Below are 14,667 nucleotides of genomic sequence, written 5' to 3'. Positions count from 1 at the left end.
ATTTATTTTTTAACGATTTTGAATGTTGTTGTTTTCCCATTGAAATCTACCTGAACTAGATAAGTTCCTTTGGCTAATGATTTCATATCTACCTGGGTGGCAAATACATTTTTGTAGTTCTTACTATAAACTTTTCTTCCATCCATTGAATAAATTTCTATTTTTTGGAATGGATTTTTAGCCACAAAATTCATTTCGTGGGTAACTGGATTAGGATAATATGAATAGTCTACCAACGCATTTTGATCATCTGTACCTAAAACTGCACAGCTAACATTGGCTTCCCAACCTGCATTTTCTATAGATCCATCTGAGGTGAACTTGAATGTTAATGCACCTGCTTCATTGCTTGCCTCGAAATTTGGCAAGTTGTTCGAGAGGTCTCCCGTTAAACCGTTTGGTGTTAGCGAAGGTGCTTCTTCATTTACTCCATCAAATACATATAAATAATCTGATTTTGCTTCGGTATTGAAGGCTACGAAATCAACTTTGATTTTAGCCCCTTCTTTTGATGGCATTAAAGTACGAGTCCAATTTTCACTTGGAATATAGCGAGTGTTAACTCCTCCGAAATCTACAAATTTCTCATTACCAGAACAGAAGTCTTCTGCACTTGTTGCAAAAACCAAGTCAACACCATTGATGTTATTTTCATCGCATGCTTTGCGAATGCGTAAACGATAATATGTATTGGCTTCTAAACCAGAAAAATTGAACGTGTTGTTTTCGTTAGTCGACCAGGTAGAAGGAACTGCTCTACTGAATTTCGATAATTTATACTCCCAATTTGTAACTTCGTTATTGTTCAATACCACATTTATTTGTGCAGAAGTTGGCGTGACATTTACCGCTTGATATTCTGGGTGGTAAGTTATACATACATCATCTAGTGATTCGGTAATACAAGTTCTAGAATTGATAAAATCGATGATTCTTTGTTTTGGTTGAGGGCCGAATCCGTTGTTGAAGTTTATCCCGACAGATCGTAAGTGACAATAACTCATAATTGTTCCTCCGCTTGATGGTATACCAGGGTTTGCACAGCTTCCTTCTAGTGTATAGCAACCATCTATTGCAGTATTATCACCATTCCAAGCACAAGCATGTGTGTGTTGTGAACCTAAATTGTGTCCTAATTCGTGTGTCATAACCATTACATTCCAAGAGTAGCTTGGGAAATTTACTACCGGCGTATTATCCATATCGCAATACGAATAATTTGCCTGAGAACACAATCCATTAAGATAAGCCACACCTCCTAAAGCGCCTGGATCAATACCAACTAGTTGTGCTAAATGTGCATCGAATGTTGGACGATTTTTTCTAAATTTCTCTAAATATTTTACAGATGTACTTCCTATTCCTTGGTATGGATCTTTCACCGTCCAGATCATAGTACTTCGCATAGCCAAATCGATATCATCATTATTGTAAATGGTATGCATATTGTTTACCAAAGCAGTTAACCAGTTCATCACCGATGTGGTATCTCTCCCTTTAGCTACATAGATATCGTAATCTACTTCGTAATAAATTGTAGGAATTTTCGTGGTTGCATATTTGCCTTGGTTTTCACCAGAGAATTTTTGGTAATCGAATTTACTTCCTTCATGTGGAATTTGGTCTGCAGAGCAAAAACTTCCATCGTATTCTGGTTTAAGATATTTATCAGAATACAAAACATAATTTTTGTTCCCTTTGATCATCTTACCTTGGTCGTCGTTTAGTGCTCCAAGGTTAAGGTTCCCATAATCATCAGAACTAATCACAGCGATTACTTCCTCATCAAAAACGCTGAACGCAACAAGAGAATTGCTATCTCCTTTGATTATACCACGATAATAAACTCCTGGGTTATATTTTATAAGATTATTTTTCTCATCTGTTACATAAAAAGAATCATCAAAAAGCGTAGTGTTTTTGGTTAATTCTAATGTAATTTCTTTCCCATCGTATGGTAAACTGATCGAAATATTGCTAGGAGATTTTTGTACTAATCCTTTTAGCGAAGCAATATCCAAAGTAAAATATTCTGCCTTTTCAACTTCTACATTTTTTAGCGCTGAAGTGGATTTAGTAAAAAGTGAATACGACTGAAATGTCTTTTTCTGAGCAGTAATTGAGGCAATTTCTTTAGCCACTGCACGCGTTTGTGCCGTTGCAAAAGTCCCTACCAAAAAAAACATACTCACTAAAGTAGTAAATTTTTTCATGAGAATTTAATATTAATTTGCGCTAAATTACAAAATAGTCTAGTCAATATTAAATTATCGTCAAAAATTCTTTCGATATCTTACATATATTCCGTATCTAAACGACCTGGTTTGAATTGTATGATATTGGCTTTTGCCATTAGTTTTATAATCGGAAACATCGGGTCGATCTCTCCTTTTTTCACAGCAAAGTTTGGTCTTCCGCCAAATTTATGGTGATTATTATGTAAACATTCACCCCACATAAGAAAATCTTTCGCCAAGAAATTGGTCGACGTATCATTTACCTCGAAATTTCGATAACCGTATTTATGAGAAAACCAATTCACCACTACTCCATGCACTGGACTCATCAAAATATGCAAAGGAATGAACACGAAAAATGTCCACAAAGGAGCATCTATTGCCAGGTAAATCAAAATATAAATAATCGCCCAAGATGCCCTTACCCAATTATTCTCAGCTATCTTGTCGAACGAACGCCATGCGGGAACACCTTTCTTAAATTTTTGTTGTACCTCTACTTCGTTGCGATCGATTTCATTGTACACCAATCGTGTTCTCCACATCATATTAAAAATATCTTTATCGAAAAGGGGCGAATGTGGATCTTTTTCAGTATCTGCATAGGCATGATGCATGCGATGCATTACACCATACGCATAGGGACTAAGATAAGATGAACCCTGAAAGATAAAAGACAACACATGAAAAACTTTCTCCATAAAAGGACTCATCTGAAACATAGCATGTGCAGCATAACGATGATGAAAAAAAGTCTGAAAAAACAAGGATGCATACCAATGAAAGATAAACAAAACAAGAACCCAAATCATATCCTTTACAATTAAATTTTCGATAATTACACACAAAAATAATAGTTATTTATTCTATATTCCCTATCTTGAGCTACTTTTCTTCAAAAAAAAATGAATTAAAATGACACAAGCACTTTTCAAACAAATACTTACTTCGCAAATTCCGATCGCTTGGATTGCAGGAGTACGTTTAGAGAGTTTTGATAAAAATCAAGTTCAAACTTACGTAGAATTCGACTTTCTGAATCAAAATCCTTTTCAGAGCATGTTTTGGGCCGTGCAAGGTATGGCTGCAGAGTTTTCTGGTGGAATGATGTTGCTGAATAAAGTACAAGAAAGTGGTGCAAATATTTCTACGTTGGTAGTGCACCAAGAATCAACTTTCACTAAGAAAGCGGTAGGTAAAATAGTTTTCACGTGTTCTGATGGTGAATTGATGGATGAGAAAATAAAAGAAGCTATCGAAACCCAAGAAGGTGTAACATTCCAAGTTTCCTCTGTCGGTACTGATGAAGAAGGAGATGTGGTAGCGAAGTTTCTTTTTACTTGGAGTATAAAAGCTAGAAGTAAAGGATAAAAACTGATGAGAAGCTGATAAGTTTATTTCAGTCCATAAAAAAGTCTTTCGATAATCTAAAGACTTTTTTATGGAGTTTTTATTGAGTTTTTATTATAAATTCTATATAAAACTACTCAAAAGAAACATTGTATTTTTCATCGAATTCTTTTTGCTCTTCTACCGATAGTTTAGAGCGCTCGTAACGCAAAGAAAAACCTCCTACCAATTTTCCATTATCGTAATACATCCAATCAGAGATACGAGCAGGATCAATAACGATCGTGTCATTATGTTTTACTTTATTTGTCACCCGCGGTTTAGAGTCTACTACTCCGTACAAAGTATCGCCTTTTGCTGTTATATCTCTGATCCATAAATGCTCTTCTCGATTTGCATCGTTTACATATTTTTCTTTCACAAAGAAATTGCTTGTTCCTTCTTTTTGTTCGGCAAATGCTTTTCTAAAATCTGCAAAACTCGAATTAGCAACTTGCCCCAACGAGTCTAGTATAATTTCTTCTTGCTTTTGCTTATCAACGGCTTTGTAAGCGTCAACCGCATTCTCACGCGAGTCTTTACACGAACCTAAAATAATTAGCCCTAGAAAAGCAAATATTATTGTTTTTTTCATAGTCTTACTAAAATTTAAAAACCAAATTACGAAAAAAATTCTTAATCAAAGTAAGATAAATGTAATTCTTTTGGTTGTGGAAGTATCCAAGTTTGATGCCCAAAATAGCTCCATTTTTCATTTGCTAAATCTACATTATCATCAATAAAAGGGTAATAAGCACTTCGGTTTACAGAAACATAGGAATGTACAAATATCTTTACATTTTCTTTTCCTTCTGGGTCTAGTTTATCTTTCAGGATGTGAGCAAACTGCCAAATCATATCGGGGCTTACTGCCATTTTAGCTATTTGTTTTCCTGTAAGATAATGTTGTATCGGTATTATTTTTCGCTCACCATTTTTATTTTCGGTATAAAAAGTAATATCGCCCGATTTCGACCTCAGCATCATTCGCCATGCCATGCGATGACCTTCTTCTGTCCAGAACACATTTCCGGGTATAAAGTGGTGACGAATTGGTAAATATATTTGCCACAAAAAGTACAAAATAAATGCATAACGAAAAATCATTTTACGTGTGGCTTGTGCTTCTTTATTTTCTATTCTATCTAGCAAATACGATTTTTTAGGAAAAAATTGTTCTTGAAACCATTCGACCGGAAAAAAGAAAATCATCATAGCTAAGGAAAAGTACGGGAATATTCCGATCTGAAAAACGGCTGAATTAAAGAGATGAAAAACAAGAGCCATCACCAATCCTATACGTCTAAGTTTTGGGATCAACATAATCGGCACGATGAGCAAGTCGAATAAAAAACCGGCAATTGCTATAGCTTTTGCAAAAGGCAAACTTCCTACAAAATCACCTAAAATATCAAAACTCAAATCATATTTCAGATAATTTCCTACTTTTTCGAAGCTTGGCAATAGAAACACACCGTTGAACCAATCGGGATATATTTTGTTGATAGCTGCAAAGAAGTACATAATTGTCATTTGCCCCATAAAAAAATAATATACCCACATGCTGCATTGATTGCTTTTTATTTTAGAAAACAAAAAACTATCTAGCGAAAAAAATCGGTGTGCAGGAGCTAAGACCATGACCCATGAAACCAACATAAACAAATAATAGTGGTTGTTGTAGCTGGTTTTTTGCATAAGATAAGTGAGTGTCCACAATAAGGCAAAAAAGAGGGTGGAGATTCTATACATAAATCCTAACGCAATCATCAAGCCCAAAAAGCCCATTCCACCGTATAGATATAGCATATTTTGCCCCAAAAAAATGCTTGTCCATTCGAAGCCAATGAAGCTAAAAGTTATCGTTGGTTCTACGAAATTGCTAGCAACCCAACCTGTAAAGATCGCTCCCCAGCATTCGAGCATGATAAAGAGTCCAAAAAAAATTCTAAATAAAACTAAGCCAGAGTTATCGATTTTGCGATACAGAAAATCATTATACATTTTTCGGTTTTAGAAAAGCTAAGGTAAAAAGACTTATTTATTTTTTGTATAAATTTGAAAAATGAAAAGCGAGAAAATTATTTTGTTCGATGGAATTTGCAATCTATGCAATCAATCTGTTCAGTTTGTACTCGAACATGACAAAAATAAACATTTTCGTTTTGCCTCTTTGCAATCGGAGTTTGGACAAATGTTTCTAAGAAAACATGGTTTGGATACAAAAAACTTTGATTCGATTGTCTTGCTCGATGGAGACACTTTTTTCACTAAATCGGATGCAGTTTTGCGAATTGCGAAAGAGCTACATCATCCTGCTAGACTATTAAGTTATTGTGCTATCTTACCGAAAAATTCCCGAGATTTTTTCTATTCTTTTATTGCGAAAAATAGATACCGTCTTTTCGGTAAAAAAGAAAGTTGTTGGTTGCCGACTCCCGAGCTGAAAAGTAGATTTTTAGACTAAGAATATCTTTCTTTTTGTTTTGGAATAGGCTTAGTTACTATCCAGGGGTTTATGGTTGTTGATATTTTTCGATAGCTTCTTTTATTTTGATCCGACGATTACTAGGCGATGGATGAGAACTTTGCCATTCTGGTACGGCTACTCTGCCAGAAGCGTCTTCTAGTATATCCATTACACCTATTAGCGCTTCGGGGTTGTATCCTGCCTGAATCATAAACCGAACACCCAAATCATCGGCTTCTAATTCATCACTTCTCCCATATTTCAGGTTTACCATGTTGGCAATAAACTGGGCATATTGTGCCGTATTAACATCTCCGCTTGCCACACCAGCAGCACCTACTAATCCTTGCGTAAGTGCTTGTTTGGATATTTGTTCTGCACTATGCCGCGCAATTACGTGCCCTATTTCGTGCCCAAGAACTCCACCTAATTGATCTTCGTTTTTCAATCTTCTGAACAATCCTTCTGTAATAAAAATCGGCCCTCCAGGTAAAGCAAAGGCATTGACTGTTTGCGAATCGGCTAATACATAAAAATGAAATGGGTAGGAAGTTCTTGCTGCATCGGTATTTTTCACCAATCGATTTCCCACTTGTTGAACCAAATTTTGCATTTCTTTATTGGTAGAAAGCCCACCGAATTCTTTTGCCATTTGTGGAGCAAAATTAATACCCAATGCGATTTCATCTTCCTTCGAGAGAGAAATATATTGTTTCTCTCCGGTTATTTCATTCACATCCGAAGAGGCAAAATACTTGATAACAGAAAAAATAACAATAGCCAATGCCACTAAAATTTTTAGTGTTACACTACCTCCTTTTTGCATACTAAGATATTTTTTTACGTTTTCTGCTTGCTGTGTCTATTTTTCAAGATTCGCAAGACATCTTTTAATTGGAAACCTCGATCGTGCAATGCCATCAAATAATAGAACAACACATCGGCTGATTCTTCTAGAAAGTCATCATCGCTATCTTGGCCAGAGGCAATAACCATCTCTACTGCTTCTTCTCCCATTTTTTTAGCAATCTGATTAGAGCCTTTTTTATGAACGCGTTTCATTTTCGATTTCTTAGCGTCTTCTAATTTTGCAGCTTCTATTTTTGTTTCTAATTTTTTCAGAAACGGATAGTCTTTTTCTTTTTCCACTTCTTTTAGGCTATCGATTTTCATATTAAAAAATAAACTTACGATAAAATTACATTTTTCTAAAAAATTTGCAGTACAATTTTAATTCTTTTTTAGAAGAAAAAAGCTATTGTTATTCTACACATTGATTAAAGCAATATCCAAAGTCAAAATAAAAATTTGTATTTTTACGCACAAATTAAACTCACGCAAACAAAATAATGAACACAAACAATTTCTCATTACGTCATATCGGAAATCATGACGAAACGATTACCGAAATGCTATCGGTTATCGGGAAAAATTCGATAGAAGAACTAATCGAAGCAACTTTACCCAATACAATTCGACTTGGTAAAACACTAGATTTACCTGATGCTCTCTCTGAGTTTGAAGCTACTAATCACTTAGCCGAATTAGCTGCTCAAAACACCAAAGTAAAAAACTATTTGGGTTACGGTTATTACGGGACCATTTTACCTGCCCCTATACAACGAAACGTACTAGAAAACCCAGGATGGTATACAGCATACACACCCTACCAAGCAGAAATAGCACAAGGAAGATTAGAAGCATTACTGAATTTTCAGACAGTAATTTCTGACCTTACAGGTTTACCAATTGCCAACGCTTCTTTATTGGATGAAGGAACTGCATGTGGAGAAGCTATGCATATGCTTTTGGAATCTCGTTCTCGTGAACAGAAAAAAAACAATGTTCTCAAATTTTTCGTAGCAGACAACTTATTCCCACAATCGATTGCTGTACTACAAACAAAAGCTCACGGGTTGGGAATAGAACTGGTTGTTGGTAATTACGAAACCATTGAACTCGACGATACTTTCTTCGGAGCTATTGTACAATACATTGGCAAAGGCGGACAAATCAATCAATACCAAACATTTGTAGAGAAAGCAAAAGCTACAGCAGTAAAAGTTGCTGTTGCGACTGATTTATTAGCTCTAACTCTCTTAACACCACCAGGTGAATGGGGAGCAGAAATCGCTGTAGGTACCTCACAACGCTTTGGTATCCCTATGGGATATGGCGGTCCACATGCTGCTTTTCTGGCTTGTACAGAAGAATACAAACGAGTAATACCTGGAAGAATCATTGGTGTATCACAAGATCGTTTAGGTAATTACGCCCTTCGCATGGCGTTGCAAACACGCGAACAACATATCAAGCGCGAGAAAGCAACTTCTAACATTTGTACAGCACAAGTACTTTTGGCTGTAATGGCATCTTTCTACGCCGTTTACCACGGGAAAGAAGGTTTAACTTTTATCGCTAATCAAATCCATACCAAGGCCGGAATTTTACAAGCTGCTCTTCAACATTTAGGATATGAAACTACCAATACTCATTTCTTTGATACAGTACAAATCAAAACGGATAACACACAAGATTTGGTAGCGAAGTTTAGAGAAAACGATATCAATATCAATGGTTTCGAGGAAGGAAAAGTTTCTATCACAATAGATGAAATGACTTCAGAGGAAGATGTATTCGAAATCATCAGCATTTTTGCTTCACTAAAAAATACCGAAGATGGATTCGAATTCGAAGTAGAAGATTCATACTTACCTGAAGATTTATTAAGAACTTCTGATTTCCTTACCCACGATAACTTCAAATTATATCATACCGAGACAGAATTGATGCGTTATATCAAGCGATTAGAACGCAAAGATTTAGCATTAAATCAATCGATGATTGCTCTAGGATCTTGTACAATGAAATTGAATGCTGCTACAGAATTGCTTCATTTATCATGGGAAAGAATGGGAAATATTCACCCTTTTGCTCCAAAAGATCAGGTACAAGGATATCAAACATTAATAAAAAACTTAGAAAAATACCTAGCAGAAATTACCGGTTTCGATGCCACTTCTCTTCAGCCCAACTCTGGTGCTCAAGGTGAATATGCAGGGCTCATGGTTATCCGATCTTATTTCGAGTCGAAAGGTGAAGGGCACCGTAATGTTGCACTTATTCCTCAATCTGCACACGGTACCAACCCAGCTTCTGCTGCGATGGCTGGCATGCAAGTTGTCGTTGTAAAAAACCTAGAAACTGGTGAAACAGATTTAGAAGATCTGAAAGAAAAGTGCGAAAAGTATAAAGATAATCTAGCCGCACTCATGATTACTTATCCATCTACGTACGGAGCATTTGATAGTAATATCGAAGCAGTAACCGAAATGATTCATGCCTATGGCGGACAAGTATATATGGATGGTGCTAATATGAATGCCCAAGTTGGCCTTACTTCTCCAGGAAATATCGGCGCAGACGTTTGTCACCTAAATCTACACAAAACTTTCGCCATCCCACACGGAGGTGGTGGCCCAGGGGTTGGACCCATTTGTGTAAAGGCGCATTTAGCTCCTTTCTTAGGCTCTTCTCCGCTTATCGAAACAGGAGGTAAAGAGGCTAACAATACTTTTGCTGCAGCACCTTATGGTTCGGCATTTATTCTTCCTATTTCGTACACCTATATTTTGATGCTCGGTGCAGAAGGATTACTCAAAGCTACTCAAGGAGCGATTATCAACGCCAATTACATGAAAGCACGCTTAGAGAAATATTATGATATTCTCTATACCAATGCAAATAAAGTTGTAGCCCACGAGTTTATTTTAGATTGTCGACCATTTAAAAAAATAGGAATTGAAGTAACTGATATTGCGAAACGATTAATTGACTATGGTTTCCATGCACCAACCGTTTCTTTCCCAGTTGCCGGAACCTTGATGGTAGAACCGACAGAATCAGAAAACAAAGCAGAACTAGATCGTTTTTGCGAAGCTATGATTGCTATTCGTGCAGAGATAGACGAAATTGCAAACGGCGAGTATCCTGCCGACAACAACGTATTGCACAATGCACCTCATCCGCAACATTTACTAACGGCAGATGAATGGGATTATCCATACACACGTGCGAAAGCTGCTTATCCTCTAGAATGGGTAAGAGAGCGTAAGTTTTTCTCTTCGGTTTCTCGTATCGATGATGCTTACGGTGACCGCAACCTTGTTTGTACGTGTGCTCCGATCGAAGCATATATGGATTAATTCTGATTATATAGAATTATACATTAAAAAAAAGGCTGTTTTCTAAAATTTAGGAAACAGCCTTTTTGTTTTCTGTAGAGTGAAATTCTTTTTTTATTGTGTAAAAGAAATCAAAAACTTTCCACTATTGAGTCTTTTAAATAAAAATATTAACTTTTTATAGAAGACTTTTCACCTATTAATGTTTTGTTTTGGATTGCTATTAGCTTGATTAATATACGTTATTGCAATAAATGCATAGTGTGTTCTGCAATAAATTATGATCTTCTTTCCATCAAAGCCATATAAAAACCATCATAACCGTATTCGGATGGTAAATATTGTTTATCTAGAATCAGTGTATATTCTGGATGATTTGCCAAAAACTTTTCTACTTGTTCTTGATTTTCGGATGGTAAGATAGAACAGGTTGCATAAACCATCAGCCCTCCTTTTTTTACCATTTTCGAGTAGCTATCCAATATTTTAGCTTGTTCATTCTTGATGTTTTCGATAAACTCGGGCTGCAATTTCCATTTTGCATCTGGATTTCTTTTGAGAACTCCCAAACCACTACATGGTGCATCGATAAGTAAACGATCGCAAGATTCTTCCATCCTTTTGATTGTTTTAGATTCGATTAATCTGGTTTGAACATTCTGTACATTGTTACGTTTAGCTCGTTTTTTCAGTTCTTTCAGCTTCCATTCATGGATATCCATCGCAATAATTTGTCCTTTATTTTTCATCAAAGATGCCAAATGCAAAGTTTTACCTCCTGCTCCTGCACAAGCATCAATTACACGTTGGCCAGGCTCTACACGCAAAAAAGGAGCAATGAGCTGTGATCCAGCATCCTGAACTTCGAAAAAACCATTCTGGAATGCATCTGTTCTGAAGATATTCATCTTTTCATCCAACTCTAAAGCATCTTGAAACTTGGATAAGATATGCGTTTTGATTTTATTTTCTTTTAATTCTTTATGTAAAGACTTTCGGTCGATTTTCAAGGTATTTACTCGTATAACGGTTGGTGCTTGTTGATTAAGTGCTTCTACCTCTTTTATCCATTGTTCGCCCAATTCTTTTTCACCCAAAGCGTACAACCAATCTGGAAAAGATTGTGCTACCGCCGGATTTTTTGCTGATTGATGGTGACGTTTTATTATTTCTTTTGGATTGAGATGTCGAAATTCATCCCAACTCGGCAGATGTTGTTCCTCTGCCATATTCATGATAAACCAAGTGCCTACAAATTCCCAAAGTGTATCTCGACTCAAAGGTTTACTCATAGAACCTTCTACCAAACGCTTCCAACGAACCAAATCATAAACCGTTTCGGCAATGAATGCACGATCTCTTGCACCCCAAGATCGATTAGATTTTAGGACTCGTTCTAGTTCTTTATCGGCATATTTGCCCTCAAAAAAAACTTCAGCTAGTGTATCGATTATTCCTACAAATAAGTTTCTAAATGGTAATATCTTCATAAGAGCACAAAGGTAAGCATTGAGTGTTGATTATTATGGTAGTTTTTCTAAAAATGTAGCAGGAAGTTCGATCACCTTATTTAGTGAATAATCAAAAGTAACCATTCCTGTTTTGGCTTTTGCTACGATGATTTCTCTACCGTTTTCTGATTTTGTTATGGAATATGTGATATCAAAACCAACACGACTTATATCTTTTACTCCTATAGAAACCTTCAACTGGTCAGCATAATAACCTTGCGATTTATATTCTATGGCAACGTCGGCCATGATCAATCCAACGCCTGCAAAATTTTGCTCAGAGTAACCTAGAGAATAAAGAAACTGCACACGCGCCTCATGAATTATCGATAACAAAGAGTCATTACCTAAATGGTTTCCGTAATTAAGGTCGGTGATACGAACCGGAATTATTGTCTGGAAAATAGGGTTTTCAGCGACATCTACTTTTATTCTTGGCATAATACTGTAATTTTGTAGACAAATTCATAAAAAAAGAGGTTTGGCAAAATACCAAAACCCCTTCTGATTGTTTTTGTTCAATTAACACTAAAAAAACTCATCTTAGTTCTCTATCGCGAATATAGAACAAGATTTTTAATTAAGCAAATTTATTTTTAAGGATTATTCATCAAATAATGCTTTTTATTATTATAATTATACATGTATTTTTAATTACAATGCATAATCCGTAACTTTTAGTAATTTTCATTAAACGATTACCAATACAATGAATCTAGAGACATATTTAGAAAAAGAAACACAAATTCCACCCAAAACTCTAAGAAACATCATCGTGCTTTTTGAGCAAGATGCTTCCATTCCCTTTATTGCAAGATATAGAAAAGACCAAACAGGCAATTTAGATGAGGTTATGTTATCTACAATTTTAAAAAAGAAAAAAAATTTTGAAACTTTACTAAAACGTAAACAAAATATCCTAGAAACTATACAAGAACAAGGTAAACTTTCAGAAGAATTACGTATCAAAATAGAGAATTGTTATAATCCGACCCAACTAGAAGATTGGTATTTACCGTATAAAAAGAAAAGAAAAACATTGGCAATGACTGCGATTGATAATGGCTTGATGCCTTTGGCTAAAATTATCATGAAGCAAAACACAGCATTGGATTGGGAGAATTTACAAAAAAAATATCTTAGTCGAGAGATTACAACAACTAAAGACGCACTGGATGGTGCCAAACATATTATCACACAGTGGATTAATGAGCATGAGAACGTGAGAAAACAATTGCGCAAAGCCATGTTCCATGAGGGTAAAGTAAAGAGTCTTTTGATCAAAGGGAAAGAGTCGGAAGAAAATGCTAGTAAATTTTCTAATTATTTTGATTTTGAAGAACCCATAAAAAGAATTCCGGCTCACCGATTATTGGCTGTTCTAAGAGGTGAAAACGAGGGTTTGTTGCGCGTAAAATTAGCATTCGATCAACAGCAGGCTCTAGAAATCATCAGACAAAAAATCATCAAAACACAACAAAAAGAAGTACAAAACTTTCTAGAGACAGCATGTAAAGAAGCCTACACGAAATACTTAGAACCTTCGCTAACAACGGAACTAATGCAACAAGCCAAAAAAGATGCAGATGTCCTTTCTATTTCAATCTTCTCTAAAAATTTGCAACAATTACTGCTTACACCGCCCTACGGTGAGAAAAGAATTTTAGCGATAGATCCAGGTTTCAAATCGGGATGCAAAGTTGTATGCTTAGATGAAAATGGCGGATTATTGCACAATGAGAATATTTATCCCCATGCCCCAAAAAACGAATCGATTCCAGCACAAAAGAAAATCCGTTCATTGGTCAATGCCTACCAAATACAGGCAATTGCCATTGGTAACGGAACCGCTTCGAGAGAAACAGAGCATTTTATCCAAAAAATTGCATTTGATAGACCGCTCGATGTTTTTGTAGTTAGCGAAGCTGGTGCATCTATTTATTCTGCTTCTGCAATTGCTCGGGAAGAATTCCCAGACAAAGATGTTACGGTTCGGGGAGCAGTTTCTATAGGTCGACGCTTATCTGATCCATTGGCCGAGTTGGTAAAAATAAACCCTAAATCCATTGGTATTGGGCAGTATCAGCACGATGTTAACCAAACTTTGCTCAAAGAAGAGCTCGACCAAACGGTGATGTTTTGTGTAAACCAAGTTGGAGTAAATCTCAATACGGCAAGTCCACATTTGTTGCAATATGTTTCGGGGATTGGGAAAAAACTTGCCGAAAACATCGTTCAATATCGCACTAAAAATGGTCCTTTTGAGTGTCGGAAAGATTTATTAAAAGTTCCTAGTTTTGGAGAAAAAGCATTTTTACAAGCTTCGGCTTTTTTACGCATTGCAAATGGAAAAAACAAGCTCGACAATTCGGCTGTTCATCCTGAAAGTTATTCTATAGTAGAAAAAATAGCGAATGATTTGGGTATGAAAAGTGAAGATTTGATAGGAAATAAAGAAGTTTTGTCTACCATCGAAATAGGAAAATATACCCAAAAAGAAATGGGTGAATTGTACCTAAAAGATTTACTGAAAGAATTAGAGAAACCTGGTCTTGATCCTAGAAAACAAGGAAAAGTTTTTTCATTCAACCCTAAAATTAAGAACTTGGAAGATCTTAAAGTAGGTCTGAGGCTTCCTGGAATCGTGCAAAACATTACACATTTTGGTTGTTTTGTAGATGTCGGAATCAAAGAAAATGGTTTGCTTCATGTGTCTAAAATTGCAAAAGAATTTATTGCTGATGTGAATAGCAAAATTCATATGCACCAAGAATTACTTGTTACCGTAGTGAGCATAGATTTAGAAAACAGGAAATTCCAGCTTTCTTTGATAGATTGATTTTTGCCGAAAGTATTTCATCTTATCGGGAAGAAAA

12 protein-coding genes are annotated in these 14,667 nt (G+C 35.9%); 4 read left to right on the top strand and 8 right to left on the bottom strand.

The genetic code is table 11. From position 1 onward, the window contains the following. Positions 1 to 2: 2 nt before the first annotated feature. Positions 3 to 2,213 (bottom strand): M12 family metallo-peptidase, encoded by a 2,211-nt coding sequence (locus WEEVI_RS08415; protein ID WP_013598722.1) that lies wholly within the window; start codon positions 2,211 to 2,213, stop codon positions 3 to 5. A gap of 80 nt (positions 2,214 to 2,293) precedes the next feature. Further along, positions 2,294 to 3,049 (bottom strand): acyl-CoA desaturase, encoded by a 756-nt coding sequence (locus WEEVI_RS08410; RefSeq protein WP_013598721.1) that lies wholly within the window; start codon positions 3,047 to 3,049, stop codon positions 2,294 to 2,296. Between the two features lie 103 nt (positions 3,050 to 3,152). On the opposite strand from WEEVI_RS08410, the gene WEEVI_RS08405 reads away from it, so the two are divergent. Continuing rightward, positions 3,153 to 3,608 carry a YiiD C-terminal domain-containing protein gene (locus WEEVI_RS08405; protein ID WP_013598720.1) on the top strand — a complete coding sequence of 152 codons (456 nt, stop codon included), beginning with the start codon at positions 3,153 to 3,155 and terminating at the stop codon, positions 3,606 to 3,608. A gap of 112 nt (positions 3,609 to 3,720) precedes the next feature. Here the strand turns inward: WEEVI_RS08405 and WEEVI_RS08400 are convergent, their stop codons facing one another. Both WEEVI_RS08400 and WEEVI_RS08395 read right to left on the bottom strand, forming a co-directional pair. Next, on the bottom strand, positions 3,721 to 4,221 hold the full coding sequence (locus WEEVI_RS08400; protein ID WP_013598719.1) for a DUF2314 domain-containing protein: 501 nt from the start codon (positions 4,219 to 4,221) through the stop codon (positions 3,721 to 3,723). 41 nt (positions 4,222 to 4,262) lie between these two features. Beyond that, positions 4,263 to 5,552 (bottom strand): HTTM domain-containing protein, encoded by a 1,290-nt coding sequence (locus WEEVI_RS08395; RefSeq protein WP_232013411.1) that lies wholly within the window; start codon positions 5,550 to 5,552, stop codon positions 4,263 to 4,265. 139 nt (positions 5,553 to 5,691) lie between these two features. Here WEEVI_RS08395 and WEEVI_RS08390 point away from each other — a divergent pair, with 139 nt between their 5' ends. Then, positions 5,692 to 6,093, top strand: coding sequence for a thiol-disulfide oxidoreductase DCC family protein (locus WEEVI_RS08390; RefSeq protein ID WP_013598717.1), 402 nt, complete (start codon positions 5,692 to 5,694; stop codon positions 6,091 to 6,093). A gap of 49 nt (positions 6,094 to 6,142) precedes the next feature. Here the strand turns inward: WEEVI_RS08390 and WEEVI_RS08385 are convergent, their stop codons facing one another. Both WEEVI_RS08385 and hisE read right to left on the bottom strand, forming a co-directional pair. Continuing rightward, positions 6,143 to 6,922, bottom strand: a complete 780-nt coding sequence (locus tag WEEVI_RS08385; protein ID WP_013598716.1) for a M48 family metalloprotease — start codon at positions 6,920 to 6,922, stop codon at positions 6,143 to 6,145. 14 nt (positions 6,923 to 6,936) lie between these two features. After that, on the bottom strand, positions 6,937 to 7,269 hold the full coding sequence (gene hisE, locus WEEVI_RS08380) for a phosphoribosyl-ATP diphosphatase (protein WP_013598715.1): 333 nt from the start codon (positions 7,267 to 7,269) through the stop codon (positions 6,937 to 6,939). A 176-nt stretch (positions 7,270 to 7,445) separates the two neighbouring features. Here hisE and gcvP point away from each other — a divergent pair, with 176 nt between their 5' ends. Then, entirely contained in the window at positions 7,446 to 10,301 is a 2,856-nt protein-coding gene (gene gcvP / locus WEEVI_RS08375; protein WP_013598714.1) for an aminomethyl-transferring glycine dehydrogenase, read from the top strand. A 257-nt stretch (positions 10,302 to 10,558) separates the two neighbouring features. Here the strand turns inward: gcvP and WEEVI_RS08370 are convergent, their stop codons facing one another. After that, positions 10,559 to 11,770, bottom strand: a complete 1,212-nt coding sequence (locus WEEVI_RS08370; RefSeq protein WP_013598713.1) for an RsmB/NOP family class I SAM-dependent RNA methyltransferase — start codon at positions 11,768 to 11,770, stop codon at positions 10,559 to 10,561. Positions 11,771 to 11,803: 33 nt separating this feature from the next. Continuing rightward, entirely contained in the window at positions 11,804 to 12,232 is a 429-nt protein-coding gene (locus WEEVI_RS08365; RefSeq protein ID WP_013598712.1) for an acyl-CoA thioesterase, read from the bottom strand. 268 nt (positions 12,233 to 12,500) lie between these two features. Here WEEVI_RS08365 and WEEVI_RS08360 point away from each other — a divergent pair, with 268 nt between their 5' ends. After that, positions 12,501 to 14,630 carry a Tex family protein gene (locus WEEVI_RS08360; RefSeq protein WP_013598711.1) on the top strand — a complete coding sequence of 710 codons (2,130 nt, stop codon included), beginning with the start codon at positions 12,501 to 12,503 and terminating at the stop codon, positions 14,628 to 14,630. Positions 14,631 to 14,667 lie beyond the last annotated feature (37 nt).

Origin of the sequence: Weeksella virosa DSM 16922, assembly GCF_000189415.1 — a bacterium.
Taxonomy (GTDB): Bacteria; Bacteroidota; Bacteroidia; order Flavobacteriales; family Weeksellaceae; genus Weeksella; species Weeksella virosa.
The sequence above is the reverse complement of the archived record's forward strand: the minus strand, read 5'-3'. Positions and strand labels throughout refer to the sequence as shown.

What these genes read in the sequence shown, in the direction of transcription:
- WEEVI_RS08415 (WP_013598722.1), bottom strand. Translation starts at nt 2,213, where the DNA reads ATGAAAAAATTTACTACTTTAGTGAGTATGTTTTTTTTGGTAGGGACT.
- WEEVI_RS08410 (WP_013598721.1), bottom strand. Translation starts at nt 3,049, where the DNA reads ATGATTTGGGTTCTTGTTTTGTTTATCTTTCATTGGTATGCATCCTTG.
- WEEVI_RS08405 (WP_013598720.1), top strand. Translation starts at nt 3,153, where the DNA reads ATGACACAAGCACTTTTCAAACAAATACTTACTTCGCAAATTCCGATC.
- WEEVI_RS08400 (WP_013598719.1), bottom strand. Translation starts at nt 4,221, where the DNA reads ATGAAAAAAACAATAATATTTGCTTTTCTAGGGCTAATTATTTTAGGT.
- WEEVI_RS08395 (WP_232013411.1), bottom strand. Translation starts at nt 5,552, where the DNA reads ATGCTCGAATGCTGGGGAGCGATCTTTACAGGTTGGGTTGCTAGCAAT.
- WEEVI_RS08390 (WP_013598717.1), top strand. Translation starts at nt 5,692, where the DNA reads ATGAAAAGCGAGAAAATTATTTTGTTCGATGGAATTTGCAATCTATGC.
- WEEVI_RS08385 (WP_013598716.1), bottom strand. Translation starts at nt 6,922, where the DNA reads ATGCAAAAAGGAGGTAGTGTAACACTAAAAATTTTAGTGGCATTGGCT.
- hisE (WP_013598715.1), bottom strand. Translation starts at nt 7,269, where the DNA reads ATGAAAATCGATAGCCTAAAAGAAGTGGAAAAAGAAAAAGACTATCCG.
- gcvP (WP_013598714.1), top strand. Translation starts at nt 7,446, where the DNA reads ATGAACACAAACAATTTCTCATTACGTCATATCGGAAATCATGACGAA.
- WEEVI_RS08370 (WP_013598713.1), bottom strand. Translation starts at nt 11,770, where the DNA reads ATGAAGATATTACCATTTAGAAACTTATTTGTAGGAATAATCGATACA.
- WEEVI_RS08365 (WP_013598712.1), bottom strand. Translation starts at nt 12,232, where the DNA reads ATGCCAAGAATAAAAGTAGATGTCGCTGAAAACCCTATTTTCCAGACA.
- WEEVI_RS08360 (WP_013598711.1), top strand. Translation starts at nt 12,501, where the DNA reads ATGAATCTAGAGACATATTTAGAAAAAGAAACACAAATTCCACCCAAA.